The organism is Pseudomonas sp. R2-37-08W (assembly GCF_003851705.1).
Taxonomy (GTDB): domain Bacteria; phylum Pseudomonadota; class Gammaproteobacteria; order Pseudomonadales; family Pseudomonadaceae; genus Aquipseudomonas.
Map to the genome: position 1 here is coordinate 1,907,870 of NZ_CP027728.1, position 27,000 is coordinate 1,934,869.

Annotated in this window: 29 protein-coding genes; 16 read left to right on the forward strand and 13 right to left on the reverse strand. The window is 62.1% G+C overall.

Going from position 1 to position 27,000, the window contains the following annotated elements; all coding sequences use genetic code 11:
* The first annotated feature begins 9 nt into the window (after positions 1-9).
* The 13 genes from ccmA (at position 10) to C4J93_RS08950 (ending at position 8,999) form a co-directional block, all read left to right on the forward strand.
* Entirely contained in the window at positions 10-645 is a 636-nt protein-coding gene (gene ccmA / locus C4J93_RS08890) for a cytochrome c biogenesis heme-transporting ATPase CcmA (RefSeq protein WP_124429119.1), read from the forward strand.
* The gene (ccmB, locus tag C4J93_RS08895; protein ID WP_124361944.1) at positions 642-1,310 is read left to right on the forward strand and encodes a heme exporter protein CcmB; all 669 of its coding nucleotides are present in this window, start codon (positions 642-644) and stop codon (positions 1,308-1,310) included. Before ccmA ends, ccmB begins: the two co-directional genes overlap by 4 nt.
* Before the next feature lie 84 nt (positions 1,311-1,394).
* The gene (gene ccmC, locus C4J93_RS08900) at positions 1,395-2,150 is read left to right on the forward strand and encodes a heme ABC transporter permease (protein ID WP_124429120.1); all 756 of its coding nucleotides are present in this window, start codon (positions 1,395-1,397) and stop codon (positions 2,148-2,150) included.
* Complete coding sequence (gene ccmD, locus C4J93_RS08905) at positions 2,147-2,323, forward strand: heme exporter protein CcmD (RefSeq protein WP_057722744.1); 177 nt, start codon at positions 2,147-2,149, stop codon at positions 2,321-2,323. The genes ccmC and ccmD overlap by 4 nt, the downstream gene beginning before the upstream one ends.
* On the forward strand, positions 2,320-2,787 hold the full coding sequence (gene ccmE, locus C4J93_RS08910) for a cytochrome c maturation protein CcmE (RefSeq protein WP_124429121.1): 468 nt from the start codon (positions 2,320-2,322) through the stop codon (positions 2,785-2,787). Before ccmD ends, ccmE begins: the two co-directional genes overlap by 4 nt.
* Positions 2,788-2,790: 3 nt before the next feature.
* Positions 2,791-4,776 carry a heme lyase CcmF/NrfE family subunit gene (locus C4J93_RS08915; protein WP_124429122.1) on the forward strand — a complete coding sequence of 662 codons (1,986 nt, stop codon included), beginning with the start codon at positions 2,791-2,793 and terminating at the stop codon, positions 4,774-4,776.
* Positions 4,773-5,309 carry a DsbE family thiol:disulfide interchange protein gene (locus C4J93_RS08920; RefSeq protein ID WP_124429123.1) on the forward strand — a complete coding sequence of 179 codons (537 nt, stop codon included), beginning with the start codon at positions 4,773-4,775 and terminating at the stop codon, positions 5,307-5,309. Before C4J93_RS08915 ends, C4J93_RS08920 begins: the two co-directional genes overlap by 4 nt.
* A complete protein-coding gene (locus tag C4J93_RS08925; RefSeq protein WP_124429124.1) occupies positions 5,306-5,779 on the forward strand; it encodes a cytochrome c-type biogenesis protein in 474 nt (157 codons plus the stop codon). Before C4J93_RS08920 ends, C4J93_RS08925 begins: the two co-directional genes overlap by 4 nt.
* The gene (ccmI, locus tag C4J93_RS08930) at positions 5,772-6,956 is read left to right on the forward strand and encodes a c-type cytochrome biogenesis protein CcmI (protein WP_124429125.1); all 1,185 of its coding nucleotides are present in this window, start codon (positions 5,772-5,774) and stop codon (positions 6,954-6,956) included. Before C4J93_RS08925 ends, ccmI begins: the two co-directional genes overlap by 8 nt.
* A gap of 15 nt (positions 6,957-6,971) precedes the next feature.
* Positions 6,972-7,367 carry a hypothetical protein gene (locus C4J93_RS08935; RefSeq protein ID WP_124370154.1) on the forward strand — a complete coding sequence of 132 codons (396 nt, stop codon included), beginning with the start codon at positions 6,972-6,974 and terminating at the stop codon, positions 7,365-7,367.
* Between the two features lie 283 nt (positions 7,368-7,650).
* Positions 7,651-8,217, forward strand: a complete 567-nt coding sequence (phnN, locus tag C4J93_RS08940; RefSeq protein ID WP_124429126.1) for a phosphonate metabolism protein/1,5-bisphosphokinase (PRPP-forming) PhnN — start codon at positions 7,651-7,653, stop codon at positions 8,215-8,217.
* Positions 8,218-8,394: 177 nt separating this feature from the next.
* Complete coding sequence (locus tag C4J93_RS08945; RefSeq protein ID WP_057722727.1) at positions 8,395-8,583, forward strand: type II toxin-antitoxin system HicA family toxin; 189 nt, start codon at positions 8,395-8,397, stop codon at positions 8,581-8,583.
* Between the two features lie 11 nt (positions 8,584-8,594).
* On the forward strand, positions 8,595-8,999 hold the full coding sequence (locus C4J93_RS08950; protein WP_048729935.1) for a type II toxin-antitoxin system HicB family antitoxin: 405 nt from the start codon (positions 8,595-8,597) through the stop codon (positions 8,997-8,999).
* Here the strand turns inward: C4J93_RS08950 and C4J93_RS08955 are convergent.
* The 9 genes from C4J93_RS08955 to gcl form a co-directional block, all read right to left on the reverse strand.
* Entirely contained in the window at positions 8,996-10,192 is a 1,197-nt protein-coding gene (locus C4J93_RS08955; RefSeq protein WP_124429127.1) for an MFS transporter, read from the reverse strand. The two genes, C4J93_RS08950 and C4J93_RS08955, sit on opposite strands and share 4 nt — an antisense overlap.
* Positions 10,193-10,431: 239 nt before the next feature.
* Positions 10,432-11,436, reverse strand: coding sequence for a sulfate ABC transporter substrate-binding protein (locus C4J93_RS08960; protein WP_124429128.1), 1,005 nt, complete (start codon positions 11,434-11,436; stop codon positions 10,432-10,434).
* Positions 11,437-11,532: 96 nt separating this feature from the next.
* Entirely contained in the window at positions 11,533-12,357 is an 825-nt protein-coding gene (locus C4J93_RS08965) for an ion transporter (protein WP_124429129.1), read from the reverse strand.
* A 31-nt stretch (positions 12,358-12,388) separates the two neighbouring features.
* Entirely contained in the window at positions 12,389-13,264 is an 876-nt protein-coding gene (locus C4J93_RS08970; protein WP_124429130.1) for an urea transporter, read from the reverse strand.
* Between the two features lie 105 nt (positions 13,265-13,369).
* Complete coding sequence (gene pyk / locus C4J93_RS08975; RefSeq protein ID WP_124429131.1) at positions 13,370-14,785, reverse strand: pyruvate kinase; 1,416 nt, start codon at positions 14,783-14,785, stop codon at positions 13,370-13,372.
* Positions 14,775-16,055, reverse strand: coding sequence for a glycerate kinase (locus C4J93_RS08980; RefSeq protein WP_124429132.1), 1,281 nt, complete (start codon positions 16,053-16,055; stop codon positions 14,775-14,777). The genes pyk and C4J93_RS08980 overlap by 11 nt, the downstream gene beginning before the upstream one ends.
* Positions 16,056-16,246: 191 nt before the next feature.
* Positions 16,247-17,137, reverse strand: a complete 891-nt coding sequence (locus C4J93_RS08985) for a 2-hydroxy-3-oxopropionate reductase (RefSeq protein ID WP_124361963.1) — start codon at positions 17,135-17,137, stop codon at positions 16,247-16,249.
* A gap of 175 nt (positions 17,138-17,312) precedes the next feature.
* Positions 17,313-18,095, reverse strand: a complete 783-nt coding sequence (hyi, locus tag C4J93_RS08990; protein ID WP_124429133.1) for a hydroxypyruvate isomerase — start codon at positions 18,093-18,095, stop codon at positions 17,313-17,315.
* Between the two features lie 10 nt (positions 18,096-18,105).
* Entirely contained in the window at positions 18,106-19,881 is a 1,776-nt protein-coding gene (gene gcl / locus C4J93_RS08995) for a glyoxylate carboligase (protein WP_124429134.1), read from the reverse strand.
* A 254-nt stretch (positions 19,882-20,135) separates the two neighbouring features.
* Between gcl and C4J93_RS09000 the strand changes: the two genes are divergently transcribed.
* Positions 20,136-20,576 (forward strand): heme-binding protein, encoded by a 441-nt coding sequence (locus tag C4J93_RS09000; protein ID WP_124403553.1) that lies wholly within the window; start codon positions 20,136-20,138, stop codon positions 20,574-20,576.
* A gap of 135 nt (positions 20,577-20,711) precedes the next feature.
* On the opposite strand, the gene C4J93_RS09005 is transcribed toward C4J93_RS09000, so the two are convergent.
* Positions 20,712-21,317: a TetR/AcrR family transcriptional regulator gene (locus C4J93_RS09005; RefSeq protein ID WP_124409418.1), complete on the reverse strand. Its 606-nt coding sequence runs from the start codon at positions 21,315-21,317 to the stop codon at positions 20,712-20,714.
* A 135-nt stretch (positions 21,318-21,452) separates the two neighbouring features.
* Between C4J93_RS09005 and C4J93_RS09010 the strand changes: the two genes are divergently transcribed.
* Positions 21,453-22,367 carry a DUF808 domain-containing protein gene (locus tag C4J93_RS09010; RefSeq protein ID WP_124429135.1) on the forward strand — a complete coding sequence of 305 codons (915 nt, stop codon included), beginning with the start codon at positions 21,453-21,455 and terminating at the stop codon, positions 22,365-22,367.
* Between the two features lie 104 nt (positions 22,368-22,471).
* Here the strand turns inward: C4J93_RS09010 and C4J93_RS09015 are convergent, their stop codons facing one another.
* Entirely contained in the window at positions 22,472-23,260 is a 789-nt protein-coding gene (locus C4J93_RS09015) for a VacJ family lipoprotein (protein WP_124366425.1), read from the reverse strand.
* Positions 23,253-24,551, reverse strand: a complete 1,299-nt coding sequence (locus tag C4J93_RS09020) for a serine/threonine protein kinase (RefSeq protein ID WP_057722697.1) — start codon at positions 24,549-24,551, stop codon at positions 23,253-23,255. Before C4J93_RS09020 ends, C4J93_RS09015 begins: the two co-directional genes overlap by 8 nt.
* Positions 24,552-24,786: 235 nt before the next feature.
* On the opposite strand from C4J93_RS09020, the gene C4J93_RS09025 reads away from it, so the two are divergent.
* Complete coding sequence (locus C4J93_RS09025) at positions 24,787-25,155, forward strand: hypothetical protein (protein ID WP_124409419.1); 369 nt, start codon at positions 24,787-24,789, stop codon at positions 25,153-25,155.
* 119 nt (positions 25,156-25,274) lie between these two features.
* Here the strand turns inward: C4J93_RS09025 and C4J93_RS09030 are convergent, their stop codons facing one another.
* Positions 25,275-26,828: a glycosyl hydrolase family 17 protein gene (locus C4J93_RS09030; protein ID WP_124429136.1), complete on the reverse strand. Its 1,554-nt coding sequence runs from the start codon at positions 26,826-26,828 to the stop codon at positions 25,275-25,277.
* Between the last annotated feature and the right edge of the window lie 172 nt (positions 26,829-27,000).

The following is a 27,000-nucleotide window of genomic DNA, read 5'->3' on the forward strand; positions in this document are numbered from 1 at the left end:
CGCGATCTCTTGACCAGCCCTCTTCTTGAAGCCGTAGCGCTTGCCTGTGAACGCGACCTGCGCCTGCTGTTCGAACACCTCGAATTGCGCCTGGCGGCTGGCGACATGGTGCAAATCAGCGGCCCCAACGGCAGTGGCAAGACCAGCCTGCTGCGCTTGCTGGCCGGGTTGATGCAACCGACGGCGGGTGAGGTTCGGCTTAACGGCAAGCCCCTGCATGAACAGCGCACCGAGTTGGCCCGCAACCTGATCTGGATCGGCCACGCCGCCGGGATCAAGGACGTACTCACCGCAGAAGAAAACCTCAGTTGGCTCAGCGCGTTGCATCATCCCGCTGGCCGCGATGCAATCTGGCAGGCCCTGGCCGCTGTCGGTCTCAAGGGCTTCGAAGACGTGCCCTGTCATACCCTGTCCGCCGGCCAGCAGCGTCGTGTCGCGCTGGCGCGCCTGTACTTGCCGGGCCCGCCGCTGTGGATTCTCGACGAACCATTCACCGCCCTCGACAAACAAGGCGTGACCCAATTGGAAGAACACCTGGCCCGGCATTGCGAGCAGGGCGGGTTGGTGGTGCTCACCACCCACCACACCCTGGCGCGCAGGCCCGCCGGTTACCGTGAACTGGATCTGGGGCGGTGCTCGGCATGAGCGTCTTTGCGCTGCTGGTCGCCCGCGAAGCACGCCTGTTGTGCCGTCGCCCGGCAGAACTGGCCAACCCGCTGGTGTTCTTCGCCATCGTGGTTGCCTTGTTCCCCTTGGCGGTCGGTCCCGAGACTAAACTGTTGCAAACCTTGTCCCCGGGACTGGTGTGGGTAGCGGCGCTTTTATCCGTGCTGCTCTCGCTGGACGGGCTGTTTCGCAGTGATTTCGAAGACGGTTCCCTGGAGCAATGGGTCCTTTCGTCGCACCCTTTGCCCCTTCTGGTATTGGCCAAGGTACTGGCACACTGGGCCTTTTCCGGCCTCGCGCTGGTCTTGCTTTCGCCGCTGCTGGCGCTGATGCTGGGCCTGCCGGTTGAATGCCTGCCGGTGTTGCTCCTGTCCTTGTTACTCGGTACGCCAGTGCTCAGCCTGTTGGGGGCGGTGGGCGCAGCGTTGACCGTCGGGTTGAAGCGCGGTGGCCTGTTACTGGCCCTGCTGATTCTGCCGTTGTACATCCCGGTTCTGATCCTCGGCAGCGGTGCTTTGCAGGCTGCGCTGATGGGCATGCCGGCGACCGGTTACCTCCTGTGGCTTGGCAGCCTGGCCGCCCTGGCGGTAACCCTGACACCCTTTGCCATAGCGGCCGGCCTGAAGATCAGCGTCGGCGAATAATGAGGTCTGGTCAGGCGTTACACGCTTAGCCAGTAAAGACCCTAAGCTGCTTGCCACGACAAGCAGCAACCGTGAGAAACAGCAATGAACTGGACCTGGTTTCACAAGCTCGGCTCGCCCAAATGGTTTTATGGCATCAGCGGCAAGCTGCTGCCGTGGTTGAGCGCCGCCGCCGTGCTGCTGATCGGCGCCGGCCTGGTCTGGGGCCTGGCCTTCGCGCCGCCGGACTACCAGCAAGGCAACAGCTTTCGCATCATCTATATCCACGTGCCCGCCGCCATGCTGGCGCAGTCCTGCTACGTGATGCTGGCGGTGTGCGGCATCGTCGGCCTGGTCTGGAAGATGAAGCTTGCCGATGTCGCCCTGCAATGTGCCGCGCCGATCGGTGCGTGGATGACCGCCGTGGCGCTGGTCACCGGCGCGATCTGGGGCAAACCCACCTGGGGTTCGTGGTGGGTGTGGGATGCGCGGCTCACGTCCATGTTGATCCTGCTGTTCCTGTACTTCGGCCTGATTGCCCTGGGCAACGCGATCAGCAACCGTGACAGCGCCGCCAAGGCCTGCGCGGTGCTGGCGATTGTCGGCGTGATCAACATCCCGATCATCAAATACTCGGTAGAGTGGTGGAACACCCTGCACCAGGGCGCCACCTTCACCCTCACCGAAAAGCCGGCAATGCCGGTGGAAATGTGGGCGCCGTTGCTACTGATGGTGCTGGGTTTCTACTGTTTCTTCGGCGCGGTGCTGCTGCTGCGCATGCGCCTGGAAGTGCTCAAGCGTGAGGCCCGCACCAGCTGGGTCAAGGCCGAAGTTCAAGCCAGCCTGGGAGCGCCTGCATGAGTTTTGCTTCATTCAGCGATTTTCTCGCCATGGGCCATCACGGCCTGTATGTCTGGACGGCCTATGGCATCTGCCTCGCAGTGCTGGCCCTCAACGTCGCCGCGCCGCTTCTGGCGCGCAAGCGTTACCTGCAACAAGAGGCGCGTCGTCTGCGCCGGGAGACCGATAAGTGAATCCGTTGCGCCGAAAGCGTCTGTTGATCATCCTTGCCATCCTGGCCGGCGTCGCCATTGCCGTGGGCTTGGCCCTGAGTGCCCTGCAGCAGAACATCAACCTGTTCTACACCCCGACCCAGATCGCCAATGGCGAAGCGCCGGTGGACACGCGCATCCGCGCCGGCGGCATGGTGGAGAAGGGTTCGCTGAAACGCTCCGGCGATTCCCTGGACGTGACCTTCGTCGTCACCGACTTCAACAGAGCCGTGACCATCACCTATCGCGGCATCCTCCCGGACCTGTTCCGCGAAGGCCAGGGCATCGTCGCCCTGGGCAAGCTCAACGCCAACGGCGTGGTGGTGGCCGATGAAGTGCTGGCCAAGCACGATGAAAAATACATGCCGCCGGAAGTCACCAAAGCGTTGAAAGACAGCGGCCAATCCGCGCCTGGCTCAATGCCGGCACCTGCCAAGGAGGGCTAAGCGATGACGTCCGCACTGTTTATTCCTGAGCTGGGCCAGTTGGCGATGATCCTCGCCCTGTGCTTCGCCGTCGTCCAGGCCGTGGTGCCGCTGCTCGGTGCCTGGCGCGGCGACCGCCTGTGGATGAGCCTGGCGCAGCCGGCCGCCTGGGGCCAGTTCGCGTTCCTGCTGTTCGCCTTCGGCTGCCTGACCTACGCCTTCATGACCGACGATTTTTCCGTCGCCTATGTGGCCAATAACTCCAACAGCGTGCTGCCCTGGTACTACAAGTTCAGCGCCGTGTGGGGCGCCCACGAAGGGTCGCTGCTGCTGTGGGCGTTGATCCTCGGCGGCTGGACCTTCGCCGTGTCGGTGTTCTCGCGCCAATTGCCGCAAGTGATGCTGGCACGGGTGCTGGCGGTGATGGGCATGATCAGCATCGGTTTCCTGCTGTTCCTGATCATGACGTCCAACCCGTTCAGCCGCATCCTGCCGCAGGTTCCGATGGACGGGCATGACCTCAACCCACTGCTGCAAGACATCGGCCTGATCGTGCACCCACCGATGCTTTACATGGGGTATGTCGGCTTCTCCGTGGCCTTTGCCTTCGCCATCGCCGCGTTGCTCGGGGGGCGCCTGGATGCGGCCTGGGCGCGCTGGTCGCGTCCCTGGACCATCGTCGCCTGGGCCTTCCTGGGTATCGGCATCACCCTGGGGTCGTGGTGGGCCTACTACGAACTCGGCTGGGGCGGCTGGTGGTTCTGGGACCCGGTGGAAAATGCGTCCTTCATGCCCTGGCTGGTCGGCACCGCGCTGATTCACTCCCTGGCCGTCACCGAAAAACGTGGCGTGTTCAAGAGCTGGACCGTGCTGCTGGCCATCGCGGCATTTTCCCTCAGCCTGCTCGGCACCTTCCTCGTGCGTTCGGGCGTGCTGACGTCAGTGCACGCGTTTGCGTCGGACCCTGCGCGCGGTGTGTTCATCCTGATCTTCCTGCTGTTTGTGGTCGGTGGTTCGCTGACGCTGTTCGCCCTGCGCGCACCGGTGGTCAAGAGCCAGGTCGGCTTTAACCTGTGGTCGCGGGAAACCTTGCTGCTCGGTAACAACCTTGTGCTGGTGGTGGCTGCGTCGATGATCCTGCTCGGCACGCTGTACCCATTGGTGCTGGATGCCTTGAGCGGCGCCAAGCTGTCTGTCGGCCCGCCGTACTTCAACGCCTTGTTCATTCCGTTGATGGGCCTGTTGATGGTGGTGATGGCGGTCGGCATGCTGGTGCGCTGGAAAGACACCCCGGTGAAATGGCTGGCCGGCATGCTGATGCCGGTGCTGCTGGGCAGTGTGGCCCTGGCCGTGATCGCCGGGGTGGCCTACGGCGATTTCAACTGGGCGGTGCTTGCCACTTTCCTGCTCGCGGCCTGGGTATTGCTGGCCGGTGTGCGCGATATTGCCGACAAAACCCGTCACAAGGGCCTGATCAAAGGCCTGCCGACGTTGACCCGCAGCTACTGGGGCATGCAGATCGCTCACCTCGGCATCGCGGTGTGTGCCCTGGGGGTGGTGCTGTCGAGCCAGAACAGCGCCGAGCGCGACCTGCGCCTGGCGCCGGGTGAGTCCATGGACCTGGCCAGTTATCACTTCATCTTTGAAGGCGCCAAGCATTTCGAAGGGCCGAACTTCACGTCAGACAAAGGCACCGTGCGCGTCGTGCGCAACGGCAAGGAAATCGCTGTGCTGCATCCGGAAAAACGCCTGTACACGGTGCAGAGCTCAATGATGACCGAAGCGGGCATCGACGCGGGTTTCACCCGTGACCTTTATGTGGCGCTCGGTGAACCGCTGGGCGACGGCGCCTGGGCGGTGCGCGTGCATGTGAAACCGTTCGTGCGCTGGATCTGGTTTGGCGGTTTGTTGACCGGTTTCGGTGGCTTGCTTGCCGCGCTGGACCGGCGCTATCGGGTCAAGGTCAAGAGCCGGGTGCGTGAAGCCCTCGGTATGGGAGCAGCGGTATGAAGCGTTGGTTGATGGTGTTGCCGCTGGCAGCGTTCCTGGTGGTGGCGGTGTTCCTTTATCGCGGCCTGTACCTGGACCCGGCCGAGTTGCCGTCGGCAATGATCGGCAAGCCGTTCCCGGAGTTTTCACTGCCCAATGTGCAGGGCGACAAGCAGCTGTCCCGCGCCGACCTGTTGGGCAAACCGGCGCTGGTCAACGTGTGGGGCACTTGGTGCATCTCCTGCCGCGTCGAACACCCGGTGCTGAATAAACTGGCCGAGAAAGGCGTGGTCATCTACGGCATCAACTACAAGGACGACAATGCCGCGGCCTTGAAGTGGTTGGCCGAATTCCACAACCCGTACCAGCTGGATATTCGCGATGAGGACGGCAATCTCGGCCTGAACCTGGGGGTGTACGGCGCCCCGGAAACCTTCTTTATCGATGCCAAGGGCGTGATCCGCGACAAGTACGTCGGCGTGATCGACGAAGTGGTCTGGCGCGAACAACTGGCCGCCAAATACCAGGCCCTGGTTGATGAGGCCAGACCATGAAGCGCCTGTTGGCTGCCGCTGTCCTGGCGCTGGGGCTGGTCGGTGTGGCCCACGCCGCCATCGACACCTATGAATTTGCCAACGACGCCGAGCGTGAGCGTTTTCGCGAGCTGACCAAGGAACTGCGCTGCCCCAAGTGCCAGAACCAGGACATCGCTGACTCCAACGCGCCCATCGCTGCCGACCTGCGCAAAGAGATCTTCCGCATGCTGGGGGAGGGCAAGGACAACCAGCAGATCATTGACTTCATGGTCGACCGCTACGGTGATTTCGTTCGCTATAAACCGGCCCTGACCGGCAAGACCGCGCTGCTCTGGTTCGGCCCTGCCGGGCTGTTGCTGGCCGGCGTGGTGGTCATGGCCGTGATCGTGCGCCGCCGCCGTGCCGCGCCTGCCGATGGCGCCGATGCGCTGTCCCCTGAAGAGCGTAAACGTCTCGACCACTTGCTGGACACCAAGACTGATGATTGATTTCTGGCTCGCAGCCGGCCTGCTGCTGTTGATTGCCCTGAGTTTCCTGTTGATCCCTGTTTTGCGCGGCCGCCGCGCCCAGCGTGAAGAGGACCGCACCGCGCTGAACGTGGCGCTGTATCAAGAACGCGTCGCCGAGCTGCAAGTGCAGCAGGACGAAGGCGTGTTGAATGCCGCGCAACTCGATACCGGCCGCGCCGAAGCGGCGCGTGAGTTGCTTGCCGACACCGAGGGCCTGGAAAAACCTCGCGAATCCCGCCTGGGCAAACCGCTGCCATTACTGGCGGCGGTATTGGTACCGGTGCTGGGCTTGGGCATGTATCTGCATTTTGGCGCGAGTGACAAAGTCGAATTGGCCCGTGAGTTCTCCCAACCCCCAGTGTCCATGGCCGACATGACCCGACGCCTGGAACGCGCCGCCGCCGCGCAACCGGATTCAGCAGAAGGGTTGTACTTCCTGGGACGCGCCTACATGGCCCAAGACCGTCCGGCCGATGCCGCCAACGTCTTCGAGCGCACCGTGGCCCTGGCCGGGCGCCAGCCCGAACTGCTCGGGCAGTGGGCTCAGGCGCAATATTTTGCTGACAACAAGCAGTGGTCACCCAAGGTCCAGGCGCTGACCGACGAAGCCTTGAAGCTCGATCCAAAGGAAGTCACCAGCCTTGGCCTGCTTGGTATCGCCGCCTTCGAAGGCCAGCGCTATCAGGAGGCTATCGATTACTGGAATCGTCTGCTGGCGCAACTGCCCCCCGAAGACAATTCCCGTGTTGCGCTGCAAGGCGGTATCGATCGCGCGGCGCAAAAGCTCAGGGAGAGTGGCGGCACTGTCGCGCAAAAAGCCGTGCTGAAAGTACGCGTGGACCTGTCCGCCGAAGTGAAAGCCAAGGCCCTGCCCGGCGACAGCGTGTTCATCTTTGCCCGCGCCGTCAGCGGCCCGCCGGCGCCCCTGGCGGCCAAGCGTGTCAGCGTTGCCGAACTGCCCGTCACCGTGGAACTGGGCGATGCCGACGCGATGATGCCGCAGTTGAAACTGTCCAACTTCCCTGAAGTCCAACTGGTTGCGCGCATATCCCGGGCAGGTGTTCCAACCGCTGGCGAGTGGATCGGCCGCAGCCAACCCCTGGCCAGCAACACCACTGCACTGCAGCAGCTGACCATCGACAGTCCGGATAAGTAATTCGAGGAAGCGCCCATGACCGCATTTGCACGTATCACCCTGCTCAGCCTTGTGTTGGGCCTGAGCGCCTGTGCGGTCCACCGCCCACCTCCTGCACCCTCCGGCCCGACCATCCCGCCGTCCGGCCCGTCGACGCAACCGACCACCAAACCCTCCGGCCCGGTCACTCCGCCGCCGAAACCACTGCCAACCAAATCGCCGACCTTCGCCCCACCTCCCGGCGCCGCCAGCCACTGGGACGGCAAGATGCAGGTCTACGTACTCGACGACCAGCCCGACACCTTCTACCGCCAGCGCACCTACTACCGCTGGAGCAACGGCTGGAGCCGCTCCATCAGCCCGAACGGGCCGTGGGAAGAAACCAACGTGCAAGGCGTGCCGCCAGGGTTGAGCAAGCAGTACGCGCAATGACACAAGGCGACCTTAGGGTCGCCTTTTTCATAACTGCGAAATGCGTACTTCCAAACTCCGGAGTTCAAATGTGGGAGGGGGCTTGCCCCCGAATAGCGGTGGTTCAGTCGATTGATGTCTGACTGACATACCGCCATCGGGGGCAAGCCCCCTCCCACAGGAAATCGCTGCACTATAGCGATTCATTGCTGACCTAGCTGTCGAAGGTTCGCTGGATATACTTTGCTGTACCGGGCAAACCGGTACAGTAGGCCAATCAGTGGGAAAACAAATAGGTGTGGTCATGGCAGGCAGGTTGATCTATCTCATCGGGCCATCGGGTTCGGGCAAGGACAGCCTGCTGGATGCCGCACGCCCACGGTTGGCCGAGCGCGGTTGCCGCATTGTGCGCCGCGTCATCACCCGGTCTGCGGAAGCGGTGGGTGAAGCGGCGTTGGGCGTGAGCCCGGCGCAGTTTGCGGCGATGCAGGCGCAAGGCGAATTTGCCCTCAGTTGGCAGGCCAATGGGTTGTCCTACGGCATTCCCAAGCAGATCGATGAATGGCTGGCGGCCGGGGAGGACGTGCTGGTCAATGGTTCGCGCGCGCACCTGGCGCAAACCCGTGAGCGTTATCCGACGTTGCTGGTGTTGTTGCTGACGGTCGATCAGGTGGTGTTGCGCCAGCGTTTGATCGCACGCGCACGTGAGTCATTGGCCGATATTGAGGAACGCCTGGCACGCAACGTGCGGTTCACCGCCGAACTGATCGCCGGCAATAGCGGGGGCTTGTTCGTGCTGGATAACTCTGGCCCGTTGGAGCATACCGTCGAGCGCTTACTCTGCTGCTTGGGCCAAGGGCACTCAGCCTGAGCCGATGCTGCGTCGAAACCCGCCTTAAATCTCTTTGATATCACCCACCGCGCCACCAGGCGCGCCTTCCGTTGTGCATATTCAGTAAAACAACCGCCAGTCAGACCAGTCAATTCTGTGCTTGAGTAAAGATAACTCTAGAGTTATTTTTATCCGGTCCGAGCCAAGGAGGCGGCGGTGCAAAGCAGGCTATTGATCAAGGAATTGCTGGAAGCGGGTTGGGTGCTGGATCGCGTCACCGGCAGCCATCACATTTTTACCCACCGCTATAACCCGTACACGATCCCGGTGCCTCATCCGAAGAAGGATCTTCCCTTGGGCACCGTCAGAAGCATCAGGAAACGCGCCGGGCTGTTTCAGTTTTAAGGAGAGCATGCATGCAATACCCAATCTGTATCGAATGGGGCGATGACTTCACCGCCACCGGTATCCAGATCCCCGATATTCCGGGTGCTGTCACCGCTGGGGACAGTTTTGAAGAGGCGTATAACGCGGCCGTGGAGGTTGCACACATCATGCTGCAGGAGATCGCCGCCGAGGGCGGAGTGATTCCGATGCCAACCTCAGTCGCCAATCATCATGCCCATGAAGACTACGCCGGCATGGGCTGGGGCATGTTGGAGCTGGATATCTCGCCCTATCTGGGCAAGACCGAGAAGGTCAATGTGACCTTGCCCGGCTATGTCATCCAACGCATCGACCGTTACGTGCGCGAGCATAAAGTCAAAAGCCGCTCGTCATTTCTGGCGGACGCGGCGTTGGAGAAGTTGGTGCGGTCTTAAGCGGTTGCGACCGTCACCTGCCGCGACGCACTGAGGAACCGCAACAACGCCACCAGCGGGAACGCACTGCCCACCAGCATCACCCCCAGCCAACCGCCGTGTTCATACACGCTGCTGGCAATCGCCGAGCCGAAGGCGCCGCCAATGAAGATGCTGGTCATGTACAGCGCGTTCAGGCGGCTGCGGCTTTGAGCGTCGAGGGCGTAGACGGCGCGCTGGCCGAGGACCATGTTCATCTGCACGCAGAAGTCCAGCACCACGCCGGTCACCGCCAGGCCGATCACACTGTACAGCGGGTGCACGAAGGCCGGCAGGAAGCTCAACGCGGCAAACAGCATCGCCAGCAGCGACGCACGGTGGGTGTGGCCGGCGTCCGCCAGGCGCCCGGCGATGGGCGCCGCGATGGCACCCAGGGCACCGACCAGGGCGAACAGCGCGATTTCGCTCTGGGTCAGGCCATGATTGCGTGCCAGTTCCAGTGGGGCAGCGGTCCAGAACAGGCTGAAGGTGGCGAACATGCAACCCTGATAAAACGCGCGCTGGCGCAGCACCGGCTGGTGTCGCAACAGGCTGCCCAGCGAGCCCAGCAATTGGCCGTAGCTGGCGCTGTGGTCCGGCTGGCGCTTGGGAATGGTCAGCATCAACACCACGCTGATGAACACCATCAATGCTGCCGCCGCCATGAACATCGCGCGCCAGCCGAAGTGGTCCGCCACCACGCTGGACACCGGTCGCGCCAGCAGAATGCCAAGCAGCAGGCCACCCATGATGCTGCCGACCACCCGGCCACGGGACTCGGCAGGCGCCAGGTGCGCGGCCAACGGGATCAGGATCTGCACCGACACCGAGCTGAAGCCGATCAGCAGCGACACCAGCAGGAACAGGTTGGGCTGCTCGGTGAACGCGGCGCCCAGCAGGCTGGCGATGGCCACCACGGTGGTGATGATCATCAGCCTGCGATTTTCCAGCAAATCCCCCAGCGGCACCAGGAAGAACAGGCCCAGGGCATAGCCGATCTGCGTCAGCGACACAATCAGGCTGGCCATGGCCGGCGTGAGCCCGATGTCCGGGGCGATCAGTTCGATGATCGGCTGCGCGTAATAGATGTTGGCGACGACGGCGCCGCAGCAAAACGCAAACAGCATGACCATGCCTCGGGTCATGGTGCCGGTAGCGTGGGGGGTAGCATTCATGGGGTTCTCATACAGGCGAAGGACGATGGGATGAGAGAGTAAAGACATCGGCCGGCAGTGAGTAGGTCGCTTGCGGTGATACCTGTCATGCCGCGAAATAATGACGCTACACAAAACCAATGTGGGAGGGGGCTTGCTCCCGATAGCGGTGTATCAGTCAATGCCCGTGTTGACTGACCCACCGCTATCGGGAGCAAGCCCCCTCCCACAGTTTTAGCGCGTATATCCGACCGAAACGCTTACTGGCCGGAGTAAATCTGGTCAAACACGCCGCCATCATTGAAGTGGGTTTTCTGCACCGTGCGCCAGTCACCAAAGGTTTTCTCTACCGACAGGAAGTCGACTTTCGGGAAACGGTCGGTGTACTTGGCCAGCACTGTCGGGTCACGCGGGCGCAGGTAGTTGTTGGCGGCGATTTCCTGGCCTTCGGCCGACCACAGGTACTTCAGGTAGTCTTCAGCGGCCTCGCGGGTGCCTTTCTTCTCGACCACTTTGTCCACCACCGACACCGGCGGCTCAGCTTCGGCGGAGACGCTTGGGTAGATCACTTCGAACTGATCGCGGCCGAATTCGCGGGCGATCATTTCCGCTTCGTTTTCAAAGGTGACCAGCACGTCGCCGATCTGATTGGTCATGAAGGTGGTGGTGGCGGCACGGCCACCGGTGTCGAGTACCGGTGCCTGTTTGAACAGCTTGCCGACGAAGGTCTTGGCTTTTTCTTCATCGCCGCCGTTCTTCAGCACATAACCCCAGGCCGACAGGTAGGTGTATCGGCCGTTACCCGAAGTCTTCGGATTGGGCACGATCACCTGTACGCCATCCTTGAGCAGGTCGGGCCAGTCTTTCAGGGCTTTGGGGTTGCCCTTGCGCACGATGAACACCGTGGCCGAGGTGAACGGCGCGCTGTTGTTCGGCAGGCGGGTGACCCAGTTGTCCGGTACCAGTTTGCCGTTGTCAGCCAGGGCGTTGATGTCGGTGGCCATGTTCATGGTGATCACGTCCGCCGGCAGGCCATCGATCACCGAGCGCGCTTGTTTGCTGGAGCCGCCGAAGGACATCTGCAGGGTCAGCTTGTCATTCGGGTGTTCGGCATCCCAACGCTTCTGGAAGGCGGCGTTGTAGTCCTTGTAGAAATCGCGCATCACGTCGTAGGAGACGTTGAGCAGGGTGACCGGTGCCGCCTGGACGGCGCCGGCCAGGGCCAGGCCGGCGGCCAGGAGAGAGGCGCTGAGGATGTTTTTCACTGCTCATTCCTTGTTGTTCGAGAGAAGGGGTGAGGCACAATGCCAGCGACTATAGCCGGGGCCGCATAGTCGCTTAAAGATTAAAAAGAACTTTGCTTATTCCACTTTCTTAAAGAGATTGCTGCCACAGCGTGAGCAAAACGCCGCATTCGGCTCGTGGCTGTTTTTCTTGCACGCCGGGCAATCGGTTTGCAACTGCTCACCGCGCATGGCGCTCGCCAGTTCGGCGGTGAATATCCCGGTGGGCACGGCAATGATCGAGTAACCGGTGATCATCACCAGCGAGGAAATCACCTGGCCCAGCGGTGTCTTGGGCACGATGTCGCCAAAGCCCACGGTGGTGAGCGTCACGATCGCCCAATAGATGCCCTTGGGAATGCTGGTAAACCCGTGTTCCGGGCCCTCGATCACATACATCAAGGTGCCGAACACCGTCACCAGGGTGCACACGCTCACCAGGAACACCACGATCTTCTGCTTGCTGCCGCGCAGCGCCGCCATCAGGTAGTTGGCCTGCTTGAGGTAGGGGCTGAGCTTGAGTACGCGGAAGATCCGCAGCATGCGGATGATGCGGATAATCAGCAGGTACTGCGCGTCGCTGTAGTACAACGCGAGGATGCCGGGAACGATGGCGAGCAGATCCACCAGCCCATAAAAGCTGAAGGCATAGCGCAATGGCTTGGGCGAGCAGTAAAGCCGCAGGCCGTACTCGATCAGGAAGATGAGGGTGAAGCCCCACTCGATATACGCCAGCACGTCGGCGTAGTTCTGGTGGATCTGGTCGATGCTGTCGAGCATCACGATCACCAGGCTGGCGAGGATGATCAACAACAGGATGCCGTCAAAGCGCCGCCCGGCGACGGTGTCGCTTTGAAAAACCATGACGTAGAGCCGCTGGCGCCAGTCGTTGTTGCTGTCCATAAGTCCCGCCTGAATTGAATATCGGCAAAGCCTAGGGGGATTCGAACGGCCTGTCCATGCGCGGTGTGCGCAGCATTCGCTGGCTGGCGCGCACCAGCCAGCAGCTGAGAATGAACGGCGCGGTCAGCGCCGGCAGGTGCAGCGCGGCAAACCCTGGGGTGAGCAGAATGGCCAGCCCGATGCCGAGCAGCGGCAGCCAGGGTTGGCGCCGTGCCTGGCTCAGCGCCAGGGCGGCGAGCGCCGGGTTGTAGCTGTGCAGGCCGAGCAGGGCACCGCTGGTTTCGCCCAGCAGCAAGGCGACCAGTACGCCGGCGATGGCGCCGAGCAGTGACCACACGGCGGCGCGGCGGTCAGCCAGTAGCACGCCGACGGCGATCAAGGCCCCGGCCAGGGGCTGGTCCAATAGCAGCACTTGCGCCAGGCCGGTGAACGGCGCAGCGAGTACCGTCAGGGTATCGGGCTCGATCAGGGCCAAGGTAGCGGGCGCCATGGTGCCCAGCAACAACCAGCCCAGGCCGACAAAGGGTGCGGTGTAGGCGGGCAGATCCCGCGGTTGGGCGGCGTATTTCAACCACTGCCGCACCAGCATCGCGCTCACACCGCCGCACGCCAGAATCAGCGGCGGCACCAGGGCCGACCAGGCGAAGTGCTGGCTGATCAACAAGCCCAGCAAGACGCCGTTGTAGCTATACAGCCCGGCCTGGCGTTCGGCCTTGGGGTAACCCCGGCGCTGGGCCGTGAGCAAACCCGCGACGCCGCCCAGCAAGGCACCGCCGAGCAACGCCGGGGCGCCGATCAGGATCGCCAGCAGGCACAGCAGGCCGCACAGCGGATGGCGCTGGAGAAAAATCTGGCTGAAGCCGTTGAGCAGGGCTTCGGCCCAGTCGGGGCAGGTGGAGTTGTGCATGGCAGCTCCCTGTAGGAGCGAGCTTGCTCGCGAAAAACCCAAGGGCGCCGCGTGCATTCAGGACGCCTGCGTCATCGTTGACGTTCTTCGCGAGCAAGCTCGCTCCTACAGTAGGGTTTCGATACGCAGCGAGTTGGTCGACCCCAATTGCCCGAACGGCACCCCGGCGGTAATCACCAGCGTATCCCCGCGTTGCGCCATCCCCTGGGCCTGGGCGATCTCCAATGCGGTGGAACACACCTCATCCACCTGGCGCAGCCGATCGTTGACCACCGAGTGCACCCCCCATGCCACGCTCAGACGCCGCGCCGTGGACAGGTTCGGCGTAAGGTTGAGGATCGGCGCCACCGGCCGCTCCCTGGCCGCGCGCAGGCTGGAGGCGCCCGACTCGCTGTAGTTCACCAGCACCGCCACCGGCAGGATGCTGCTGATACGCCGGATCGCACAGCTGATGGCGTCCGACACCGTGGCGTCCGCCCTGGGCCGGCTGACATCCAGCTGGGCCTGATAGTCCGGGCCGTTTTCAACTTGACGGATAATCTTGCTCATCATCTGCACGGCTTCCAGCGGGTACTCGCCCGACGCGGTTTCCGCCGACAGCATCACCGCGTCCGCGCCTTCTGCCACCGCATTGGCCACGTCGGTGACTTCGGCGCGGGTCGGCGCCGGGGAAAAGCGCATGGACTCGAGCATCTGTGTCGCCACCACCACCGGCTTACCCAATTGGCGGCAGGTTTTAATGATGTCCTTCTGGATCTGCGGCACGCTTTCGGCCGGCACTTCCACGCCCAGGTCGCCGCGGGCCACCATGATCGCGTCGCTCAGTTCGGCGATTTCCCGCAGCCGTTGCACCGCCGAGGGCTTCTCGATCTTGGCCATCAGGAACGCCCTGTCGCCGATCAGCTCGCGGGCTTCGCGGATATCTTCCGGGCGCTGCACGAACGACAGCGCCACCCAGTCCACGCCCAACTCGAGGCCGAACGTCAAGTCGCGACGGTCCTTGGCGGTGAGCGGGCTGAGTTCCAACAGCGCCTGCGGCACGTTCACGCCTTTGCGATCGGACAACTCGCCGCCATTGAGCACCGTGGTGTCGATGGCATCGGCATGCTTGGTGAGCACGCGCAGGCGCAGCTTGCCGTCGTCCAGCAACAGCTCCATGCCCGGCTCCAGTGCCGCGATGATTTCCGGGTGGGGCAGGTTGACCCGACGCTGATCGCCCGGTGTTTCATCCAGGTCCAGGCGCAGCGCCTGGCCGCGCACCAGTTGCACCTTGCCCTCGGCAAAGCGCCCGACGCGCAGCTTGGGCCCTTGCAGGTCCATGAGGATGCCCAGCGGGTAGTTCAACTGGCGCTCCACCTGGCGAATCCACTGGTAGCGCTGCGCGTGATCGGCGTGGTCGCCATGGCTGAAGTTGAGGCGAAAGATATTCACCCCGGCTTCCACCAGCTCGCGGATGTCATCGATCCCATCAGTGGCCGGGCCCAGGGTGGCGAGGATTTTGACCTTCTTGTCAGGCGTCATGTTTGGCAGTCTCGAGGATCAGGATGGCGCGGAAGTCGTTGACGTTGGTGCGGGTCGGCTCGGTGACGATCAGCCCGTCGAGCGCGGCGAAATAACCGTAGCCGTTGTTGTTGTCCAGCTCGTCGCTGGCGCTCAGGCCCAGGGCTTCGGCGCGGCGGTAGCTGCACGGGGTCATGATTGCGCCGGCGTTGTCTTCCGAGCCGTCAATGCCGTCGGTATCGCCGGCCAGGGCATAGACGCCGGGCAGGCCTTTGAGGCTGTCGGTGAGGCTGAGCAGAAACTCCGCGTTGCGCCCGCCACGGCCATTGCCGCGCACGGTGACGGTGGTTTCGCCGCCGGAGAGAATCACGCAGGGTGCCGCCAATGGCTGGCCGTGCTGCACGATTTGCCGGGCAATGCCGGCGTGCACCTTGGCCACGTCGCGCGCTTCACCTTCGAGGTCGCCGAGGATCAGCGGGCTGAACCCGGCCTGGCGTACTTTTACCGCCACCGCTTCCAGGGATTGCTGCGGCCGGGCGATCAACTGGAAGTGACTGCGGGCGAGTAGCGGGTCGCCGGGCTTGACGGTCTCCGACGCGGGGTTCTGCAACCAGTTGCGCACCGAGGCGGGCACGTCGATGCCGTAGCGCTTGAGAATCGCCAGGGCCTGTTGCGAGGTGCTCGGGTCGCCGACCGTGGGGCCGGAGGCGATCACCGTGGCCTGGTCGCCCGGCACATCGGAAATCGCGTAGGTATAGACCGTGGCCGGCCACGCGGCCTTGGCCAACCGCCCGCCCTTGATCGCCGAGAGGTGCTTGCGCACGCAATTCATCTCGCCAATGGTGGCGCCGGACTTGAGCAGGGCTTTGTTGATGTTTTGCTTGTCGGCCAGGGTGATGCCTTCGGCGGGCAGGGCGAGCAACGCGGAACCGCCGCCGGAGAGCAGGAAAATCACGCGGTCGTCTTCGGTCAGATGGCTGATCAGGTCCAGCACGCGCTTGGCCACGGCGAGGCCGGCAGCGTCGGGCACGGGATGGGCGGCCTCGACCACTTCGATTTTCTGGCACGGCGCACCATGGCCGTAGCGAGTGACGACCAGGCCGCGAACCTCGCCCTGCCAGCAGTCCTCCACAACCAGGGCCATGGCGGCTGCGGCCTTGCCGGCGCCGATCACGATCACCCGGCCGCTGCGGTCGGCGGGCAGGTAAGGTTCAAGGACTTGCCGGGGGTGGGCGGCGTCGATGGCTGTGGCAAACAGCTCGCGAAGCAGGTGTTGCGGATCGACCGACATAAGCGGGCTCCCGAGGAAATTCTTGTTATTAGAGATGCAACAATCCAGCTATGAAATGAGGGCCAAATGTGGGAGGGGGCTTGCCCCGATAGCAGTGTTTCAGTCACCTCATCCATAACCTGACACACCGCAATCGGGAGCAAGCCCCCTCCCACCTTTGAATGCATTTCAACAGGGGAGAGTGGTGTGGCTTATTTATCGCGAATCGAGAAATTCGCCATATGCTCCAGGCCCTTGATCAGCGCCGAGTGGTCCCAGTTACCGCCACCAAGCGCCGCGCAGGTGCTGAACACTTGCTGGGTGCCGGCGGTGTTCGGCAAGTTGATCCCCAACTCTTTCGCCCCGGCCAGGGCCAGGTTCAAGTCCTTCTGGTGCAGGTTGATACGAAAGCCTGGGTCAAAGGTGCCCTTGATCATGCGTTCGCCATGCACTTCCAGGATCTTCGACGAGGCAAAGCCGCCCATCAGCGCTTCACGCACCTTGGCCGGGTCGGCGCCGTTTTTCGAGGCGAACAGCAGCGCTTCGGCCACCGCCTGGATATTCAGGGCCACGATGATCTGGTTGGCGACCTTGGCGGTCTGGCCATCCCCGTTACCGCCCACCAGGGTGATGTTCTTGCCCATCGCCTGGAACAGCGGCAGCGCGCGCTCGAAGGTCTGCGGTTCGCCACCGACCATGATGCTCAGGGTGCCGGCCTTGGCGCCGACTTCACCACCGGACACTGGGGCATCCAGGTACTGCGCGCCGGTCGCATTGATCTTCGCAGCGAACGCCTTGGTGGCGGTGGGGGAGATCGAGCTCATGTCGATCACCACCTTGTTCGGCGACAGGCCGGCGGCCACGCCGTCGGCGCGCAACAGCACGTCCTCGACCTGTGGAGTGTCGGGCACCATGACGATGATGAACTCGGCTTCCTGGGCGACTTGCTGCGGGTTGGCCAAGGCCACCGCGCCGGCGCTGATCAGTTCAGCCGGGGCCTTGCCATGATGTTCGGAGAGAAACAGTTGGTGACCTGCTTTCTGCAGGTTCGCGGCCATGGGTTGGCCCATGATACCGGTGCCGATAAATCCGATTTTAGCCATGATGAAGTCCTCTTTTTTATTCGATAGGCAGACTTGATGAGGTCTGCCAAACACAGCGGGTCCAAATGTGGGAGGGGGCTTGCTCCCGATAGCGGTGCATCAGTCGACACACCTTTCGAATGAAACATTGCTATCGGGAGCAAGCCCCCTCCCACAGTGTTTTGGGTTGTGTCTGTCAGATGGCGTTGTGGCTTTTGAGCCAACCCAAACCCGCTTCGGTGGTGGTCAGCGGCTTGTACTCGCAGCCGACCCATCCGGTGTAACCGATGCGGTCCAGGTGCTCGAACAGGAAGCGGTAGTTGATCTCACCGGTGCCCGGCTCGTTGCGCCCTGGGTTGTCGGCCAGTTGAATGTGGTTGATCACACCCAAGTGCGTGGCCAGGGTGCGGGCCAGGTCGCCCTCCATGATTTGCATGTGATAGAGGTCGTATTGCAGGAACAGATTGTCACTGCCCACCTGCTCGCGGATCGACAGGGCCTGCGCGGTGGTGTTGAGGTAGAAACCCGGAATGTCGCGGGTGTTGATCATCTCCATCACCAGCTTGATGCCCACCGCCTGCAATTTGTCGGCGGCGTACTTGAGGTTGGCGACGAAGGTTTTCTCGATGGTTTCGTCATCCACGCCGTGCGGCCGAATGCCCGCCAGGCAATTGACCTGGGTATTGCCCAGCACCTGGGCGTAGGCGATGGCCAGCTTGACCCCGGCGCGGAATTCTTCGACCCGGTCGGGGTGGCAGGCCAGGCCGCGTTCGCCTTTGGCCCAGTCGCCGGCCGGAAGGTTGAACAGCACCTGGGTCAGGCCGTTGGCGTCGAGCTGCGCCTTGATCTCAGCTGAGCTGAATTCGTACGGGAACAGGTACTCCACCCCTTCGAAGCCGGCATCGGCGGCCGCTTTGAAGCGGGCAAGGAAATCCTGTTCGGTAAACAACATGGACAGGTTGGCGGCAAAGCGCGGCATAGGGTTCTCCTTAATCGAGCAGGGAAATGGCGGTCGGTGCGTCATTGCCGACCAGGGCCAGGTCTTCGAATTCGTTGACGGCGTTGATCTCGGTGCCCATGGAAATATTGGTCACGCGCTCCAGAATAATCTCAACGATCACCGGCACCTTGAATTCTTCAATCATTTCCTGAGCGCGGCGCAGTGCCGGCTGAATCTGGCTCGGCTCGAACACGCGCAACGCCTTGCAACCCAGGCCTTCGGCAACCGCGACGTGGTCCACGCCATAGCCGTTGAGTTCGGGTGCGTTGAGGTTGTCGAAAGACAGCTGCACGCAGTAGTCCATTTCAAAGCCGCGTTGCGCCTGGCGGATCAGGCCCAGATAGGAATTGTTCACCACCACGTGGATATACGGCAGCTTGAATTGCGCGCCCACGGCCAGCTCTTCGATCATGAACTGGAAGTCGTAGTCGCCCGACAGGGCCACCACTTTGCGGCTCGGGTCGGCCTTGACCACCCCGAGCGCCGCCGGAATCGTCCAGCCCAGGGGCCCGGCCTGGCCGCAATTGATCCAGTGGCGTGGCTTATACACATGCAGGAACTGCGCGCCGGCGATCTGCGACAGGCCGATGGTGCTCACGTAGCAGGTGTCTTTGCCGAACACCTGGTTCATCTCTTCGTACACCCGTTGCGGCTTGACCGGCACGTTATCGAAGTGGGTCTTGCGGTGCAGGGTGGCCTTGCGCTGCTGGCAATCATGGAGCCAGGCGCTGCGGTCCTTGAGCTTGCCGGCGGCTTTCCACTCGCGGGCGACTTCAATGAACATCGTCAGCGCGGCGCCGGCGTCGGACACGATGCCCAGGTCTGGGGTGAATACGCGGCCAATCTGGGTCGGCTCGATGTCGACGTGGATGAATTTGCGGCCTTCGGTATACACCTCCACCGAACCGGTGTGGCGGTTGGCCCAGCGGTTGCCGACGCCCAGCACTACGTCCGACTTGAGCATCGTCGCGTTGCCATAGCGGTGGGAGGTTTGCAGGCCGACCATGCCGACCATCTGCGGGTGATCGTCAGGGATAGTGCCCCAGCCCATCAGGGTCGGGATCACCGGAATGCCGGTCAACTCGGCGAATTCCACCAGCAACTCGCTGGCGTCAGCGTTGATCACGCCGCCGCCGCTTACCAGCAAGGGGCGTTCGGCCTGGTCGAGCAGGGCCAGGGCCTTTTCCACCTGGATGCGTGTCGCCAATGGCTTGGCCAGGGGCAGCGGCTGATAGGCGTCGATGTCGAATTCGATTTCGGCCATCTGCACGTCGAACGGCAGGTCGATCAACACTGGGCCAGGACGGCCGGAGCGCATTTCATAGAAGGCTTTCTGGAACGCGTAGGGCACCTGGCCGGGTTCGAGCACGGTGGTCGCCCACTTGGTCACCGGTTTGACGATGCTGGTGATGTCCACGGCCTGGAAGTCTTCCTTGTGCATCCGCGCGCGGGGCGCTTGCCCGGTGATGCACAGGATCGGGATCGAGTCGGCCGAGGCGCTGTACAGGCCTGTGACCATATCGGTGCCCGCCGGGCCCGAGGTGCCGATGCACACGCCGATATTGCCGGCCTTGGTGCGGGTGTAGCCCTCGGCCATGTGTGAGGCGCCTTCAACGTGGCGAGCAAGGACGTGATCGATGCCACCCACCTTCTGCAAGGCCGAATACAGCGGGTTGATCGCGGCGCCTGGGATACCGAAGGCGGTGTCTACCCCTTCACGGCGCATCACCAGGACGGCGGCTTCGATTGCTCTCATTTTGCTCATGATTTTGGTGCCTCTTGCGTTTTGTAATTGTATACAAGTGGTGTCTGGACAAAGTGTATTCACGGCGAGCTGCGCAGGTCAATGCATTTTATAAACAGACCTTTGCATTCGTCGGAACGGCTTTTTTCGACGTATGGACGGTTTGTTTGGAAATATTGTATACAAAAATAAATGTCATTGTGTTCTATTTGTTCGATCAAGTATCTGATCAAACAGACCTCCACCGCATTCCCAATAAAAAGAAGGACGGCACCATGAGCGCTTTAACCTTGAAACTTGCCACCCAACTGGCCAGCCAGGCCCTGGCAGCAGGCCGCACCATTGCCGCCGCGCCACTGACCATCGCGGTGCTCGACAGTGGCGGCCACTTGGTCACCCTGCAACGCGAAGACGGGGCGAGCCTGCTGCGCCCGCAGATCGCCATCGGCAAAGCCTGGGGCGCGATTGCCCTGGGCAAAGGCTCGCGGCTGCTGGCGCTGGATGCGCAGCAGCGTCCGGCATTCATCGCGGCGCTGAACAGCCTGGGCCAGGGCAGCGTAGTGCCGGCGCCGGGTGGGGTATTGATTCGAAATCAGGACGGCGTAGTGCTGGGGGCGATCGGGATCAGCGGGGATACGTCGGATATTGATGAGCAGTGCGCGATCACGGCGATAGAGGGGGTGGGGTTGATGGCGGATGCGGGGGTGTCAGCTTGAGTATTGAGTGACTGTCAGAACCTCATCGGGGGCAAGCCCCCTCCCACACTTGATTGGGTTTACACATTTGTATTTGAGAATACGGTCAAATGTGGGAGGGGGCTTGCCCCCGATTAGTTCAGGCACCTCGGTGCATCAGTCCGGCTCACACCCCTTGAGCACCAACCGAATAATCGTCTGCGCCGCCGCTTCATAATCCGCTTCATCCAGCTTGGCCTTGCCGGTCACCGCCGAAATCTGCCAGTCGAAATCGGCATAGGTCTGCGTCGCCGCCCAGATGCTGAACATCAGGTGATTAGGCTCGATTTTCGCGATCAGGCCACGGTCCACCCAATGCTGGATGCAGTCGATATTGTGCTTGGCCTGGGCATTGAGCTGTTCGACCTGCTCGGCACTGAGGTGGGGAGCGCCGTGCATGATTTCGCTGGCGAACACCTTGGAGGCGAACGGCAAGTCGCGGGAGATGCGGATTTTCGAGCGGATATAGTTGCTCAACACTTCCTTGGGCTCGCCCTCGGGGTTGAACGGCGTGGAAGCGGCCAGGATAGGCTCGATAATACTCTCGAGCACCTCGCGGTAGAGGTTGTCCTTGGACTTGAAGTAGTAGTAGACGTTGGGCTTGGGCAGCCCCGCCTTGGCGGCGATGTCGCTGGTTTTGGTCGCGGCGAAGCCCTTGTCGGCGAACTCCTCGCTTGCCGCCCGCAGGATCTTTTCTTTGTTGCGCTCGCGAATGGTGCTCATAAACCAGGAACTTCCTTGCCAGGACAGGCGGTCGCGCATGGTAGCACCGGCCATCCGCGGGCCTCAACAATGTGCCCGCAAAGCGTTGCGCCGCGCTATGCTCGCGCCATCTCTCACTTTACGGATACCTGATTCATGGCAGGAAGCAGCTTGTTGGTTTTGCTCGACGATATCGCCGCTGTACTCGATGACGTTGCACTGATGACAAAAATGGCGGCGAAGAAAACCTCGGGTGTGCTCGGTGATGACCTGGCGCTCAACGCCCAACAAGTTTCCGGCGTGCGCGCCGAGCGGGAAATTCCCGTGGTGTGGGCGGTGGCCAAGGGCTCATTCGTCAATAAGCTGATCCTGGTGCCGACGGCGCTGCTGATCAGCGCCTTCGCCCCCTGGGCTGTGACCCCGTTGTTGATGCTGGGCGGCGCCTACCTGTGTTTCGAAGGTTTCGAAAAACTCGCTCACAAGTTTCTGCACAGCAAGGCAGAAGACCAGGCCGATCACGCGCAGTTAAGCGAAGCGGTAGCCGACCCGGCGACGGACCTGGTGGCCTTCGAAAAGGACAAGATCAAAGGCGCGATCCGCACCGACTTCATTCTGTCGGCCGAAATCATAGCGATCACCCTCGGTATCGTGGCCGATGCGCAGTTGACGCAGCAGGTGATCGTGCTGTCGGGCATCGCCATTGTCATGACCGCAGGCGTCTACGGGTTGGTCGCGGGTATCGTCAAGCTCGACGACCTTGGGCTGTGGCTGACACAGAAGCCGGGCCAAGTGGCGCGCAGTATTGGCGGCGCCATCTTGAGTGCGGCACCGTACATGATGAAAAGCCTGTCGGTGATCGGCACGGCGGCGATGTTCATGGTCGGCGGCGGGATCCTGACTCATGGCGTGCCGGTGGTGCATCACTGGATCGAAACCCTGAGCCAGAACACCGGGGCGCTGGCGTGGTTGATGCCGACATTGCTGAATGCGGTGGCGGGGATTATTGCCGGGGCTTTGGTGCTGGTAGTGGTCAGCGTGGTCGGCAAAGGCTGGAAGGCGCTCAGGGCATGAACTAACAGGCATAAAAAAGGCCATTCAATCGAATGGCCTTTTTTGTGGGCGAGAGATGATCGTTCCCTCGCTCCGCGTGGGAACGATCTTGTAAGGGGCGCTGTTTACTCGGCAATCTGCAATTTGCGCGATTCCGTGTAGATATAGCGCACCTTTTCATACTCGAACGGCGAGTTCATCTGGCCGTAGCGGAAGCTGGTCTGGTAGCGCTTGTCTACGGCGCGCAGAGCCCAGATTTCCGGGTGGTTGGAGCTGACCTCGGACACGTTGAGGAAGTTGATCTGCGACTCGGCGGTGTAGTCCACCAGCAAGCCTGCGGTATCGCGCAGGTTCGACGGGCCGAAGATCGGCAGAACGACGTAGGCGCCGCCCGGCACGCCGTAGAAGCCCAGGGTCTGACCAAAGTCTTCGCTCTGGCGCGGCAGGCCCATGGCGGTGGCCGGGTCCCACAGGCCGGCGATGCCGATGGTGGTGTTGACCAGCAGGCGTCCGGTGGTCTCCAGGGAGCGATGGCCCTTGAGTTGCAGCAGGCTGTTCAACAGGTTGGGCACGTCGCCCAGGTTGTTGAAGAAATTGCTCACGCCGGTGCGCAGGAAGCTCGGTGTGACGTAGCGGTAACCGTCCACCACCGGCAGGAACACCCATTGGTCGAAGCGATAGTTGAAGTGGTACACGCGGCGGTTCCACGACTCCAGTGGATCGTAGACATTGAGCGCGGTCAGCGACGAGCGCTCGAATTCACGCTGGTCCAGGCCGGCGTTGAACTTGAGTTTGGTCAACGGTTCCTTGAAACCGTCGGCATCGACCTTGACCGGTTCATGGGCCTTGCTGTTGTCGGCATTGGCCACGCCCGCGCACATCAGTGCGGCAAGCAGCAGAAGATATTTAGCCACGGAAGAACTCCAGCATGGCGTCGGCGTTGACGCGGTAATTGAGGTTGCCGCAGTGGCCGCCCAGCGGGTAGACGGTCAAGCGATCGCCGAAGGTTTTACGCAGGAAACCCAGGTCGCCCGGGCCGAGGATCACGTCGTCGGCGTTGTGCATCACGGCGATCTTCGGGCTGGCGTGCAGGTAGTCCTTGAGCGCATACAGGCTGACCTGGTCAACCAGTTGCAGCAGGCTGCCGCCGTCGGAGCGGGCGCGCCACATCGGGATCACCTGTTCGGTGAGGTAGCAGTCGAAGTCGCACTGCAGGGCACGCTTGAGGAACGGCGTGAGGCTGGTGCCTTCGGTGATCGGGTACTTCGGCGGGATGATCAGGCCGCGACGGTTGATCAAGTCCGAGGTGAAGGCGATGTCGGCAGCGGAAAAACGAAACGAGGTGCCGATCAGCATGGCCATCTGTTCGTTGGTCAGGTGCTGCTTGGATTGCTGGAAGTCGTAGAGCAGGGCGTCGTTGAGGTCGATGTAGCCCTTTTGCTGGAAGTAGCGGGTCAGCTTGCTCAGCACCAGCTCATAAAAAGTAGTGGTGTTGTTGATGCCCTTCACCTCGGTCTGTACCAGCTTGTCGAGGTTGGTGATCGAGGTGTAGAGGTTGACCGGTGGGTTGAGCAGCAGGACTTTCTTGAAGTTGAAGCTGCGACGGGTTTCGTCGAGCTTGCTGACAAACGCCGCGTCCAGGGCGCCCAGGCTGTAGCCGGTAAGGTAGAAGTCAGTGACCGGCAGCGAGGCGTTCTGCGCGCGCACGGCTTGCATCACGCGGTACATGTCTTCGGCGTCTTCCTGGGTGATGCCCGGGGTGGCGAAGCGCGACGCGGCGCTGATGAAGTCGAAGCTGGTCGGCGACGAGAGCTGCACCACGTGGTAGCCGGCCTGGTAATACAGTTTCTTCAGGTATTCATTGATGCTGCTGTCAAACCGCGCACCGGTGCCGGCGATCAGGAAGATCAGCGGCGCGGCGCGGTCCTGCTTGGCAATGCGGTAGGTGAGTTTCTTCACCGCCCAGAAGTTGTCCGGCAGGCTGAACTCGCGCTCGGGACGCATGTTCAAGGTGTAGTCGGATTGATTGATCTCGTCGTCAGTCGGCAGGGTTGGCCGAAGATCGGGCGGCGTGGTGGCAATGGTCGCTTCGAACGGGTTCGTCAAAGGGTAGCCATAGCTGGCCTGGTCGATATCGACGGCCAGTGCTGACGCACTCAAAAAAAGGCTGCCCAGTAAGGCAGCACAGCGCAAGGAACGGAGCATGACTTAATCCCTAGGAGGAAAGGTGCTGAATGAAATTCGCAGGCTATGACCACCGCGTTGCCACCGAAGTGCCAGCCCTCGGCACGAAAAGTCGGAAAAAAACGTCGGAATCGGAGTAATAGCTGGCAGAAGATACACTTTGCCACGCATTGATGAACAGATATCTGCGCAGACACCTTGCTAACGGCCGCCGTGGGATTAAGCTGAGCGCCGTTTTTGCCTATCGGAGTGCCCCATGTCCCGTCGCTTGCCGTTGATCCTGCTGCTTATCGCCCTGCCGTTATGGTTGGCGGCCAGTTACGCTGCGCGTTATGGCTTTATGGAAGACGGGCAGTGGGTCGGCATCTGCGCGGATGAGGCCAGCCGTTGGGAATGCCAGGTGCGTTCGAACCTGGGCTTGATGATTCACTTCAAGGTACTGGGCTGGGCCGCGCTGGTGACCTCGGTGCTGGCGTTTTTCGTGCCGGGCCGGGCGGGATGGAGCCTGGCGGTGCTGGGGCTGGTGTTTGGGCTGCCGGCGCTGGCGTTGTACAACACCACGTTTGCAGTGTTTGCGGTGGTGATTGCGGGGTTGCGGTTGGTCAGGAAGCCTCGCGTCGCCTGACAGGGCAATCGGGGGCAAGTCGAACCGTCGCACCGCCCCTCCCACAGTTGATTGGGTTCACACATTTCCATTTGTGAATACGGTCAAATGTGGGAGGGGGCTTGCCCCCGATGGCGGTGTTAGGACTTGCGCACTCGCAAGCAACGCCACAAAGCTGCAACCATGAGCACACTCACCACCGCCCACCCCCACGCCTGCTGATTCAATAAACCTTCCCGGAACAGCTGCGGCGCAATGCCGGCACCGATGATGAAGGCCAGCAACGCAATCTCCCGACGCGGCCCGCTCACCGGGCGCACCAGGTACACCAGGGCAGGCAACACCAGTGCCGCGCTGGGGAAGCTGCGATAACGCGGGTCAAACACCAGCGCCAGCATCATCACCGCACCGGCAAAGCCGGCAATCGCCACCAGCCAGCCCGCACGTTGCTGCAGCCAGTTGAATGCGCGTTCACGCCAGCCGTCCCTGGCGCTGAGTGCCAGGGCGGCGTGGGCCAGTACCAGCAGGTTCAACACCACCAGCAAGCCTGCCCACACCCATTCATCATTAAAGCGCGCGGTGACGCGAGTCAGTTCGGCCCAGGTGCCGAGGGAGCATGCGGCAATCGCACCCAGCAGCGGCAGTGCGAGGGCCGCGCGGGTTGTGCGCACGCGCCCGCCTAAAACCAACGTGCCCAGCAGAATCATCCCACCAACGCCCAACCACAGCGGCCAGTACGGCACGTTGCTGACCGGCCCGGCGAGGGTGCCCTTGTCCTGGCGATCAGCATCGAACAGGCCCCAATAACCGCCCACTGCGCCTTCACTGGCGCGCTTCCAGGGCTGGTCGAAGGCTTCGATCAGGTTGTAACGCCAGCCATTGGCTTCGGCCATGGCGACAAAACCACGCATGAACTTGGCTTCGTTGACCCGGCTCGGCAAGGCGGTTTCGCGCTGGCGGCCTTCACTGGGCCAGCCGGTTTCGCCGATCAGGATGTCCTTGGGGGCGAACTTGTGGCCGAAGGTCTGGCGTACATCGCCTACGTGCTTGAGCGCCTGGTCGATGCCGGACGGCTCATCTTCCCAGTACGGCAGCAGGTGAATGGTCAGGAAATCCACCGCCGGGGCAATTTCCGGGTGTTGCAGCCAGAACTCCCACACATCGGCGTAAGTGACCGGTTGCTTGATCTGGCGTTTGACCGTTTGGATCAGCGTCACCAGTTGTTTAGCGGTGACTTCCTTGCGCAACAGCGCTTCGTTGCCGACGATCACCGAGGTCACTACGTCCGGGTTGGCATTGGCCGCCGTGATCAACTCGTCGATTTCCTTTTGAGTGGCCACCGGGTCACTGCTGACCCAGGCGCCGGCCATCACCTTCAAGCCATGCTTGCGCGCCATGCCCGGCAAGGCTTCCAGGCCGGTCATGGAATAGGTGCGGATGCATTCAAAGCGTGTGGCCAGCAGGGCCAGGTCGGCGTCCATGCGCTCGGGGCGCAGCTGGAATGGCTGGTCGAACGGCGACTGGTCCTTGTCGAACGGCGTATAGGACGCACATTGCAGCTTGTGGCTGGCGCTCGCCACATCCGGCAGCACCGCCGGCCGGCCGAGGCAATACCAGTAGCCGACGAGGGCAAGCAAGCCAATGAACAAGGCGAAAACATAGGGCAGGGCAGGGAGGCGGGCAGTCGCGGGCATGGTCGGCTTATCTGGGGGAGCAAAGGCGCGCATCTTACCCGTAATTGTCGCGTTCCAGTGGGGCCGCATACTTTTGACATGCAAAGTTCGGGCGGGAACAGGTGGGCAAGTCCTGCAAAGTGGTCTGCTGGCGATGTGATGTCGTTTCTTGCTCAACCAAGGTCGCTGACAG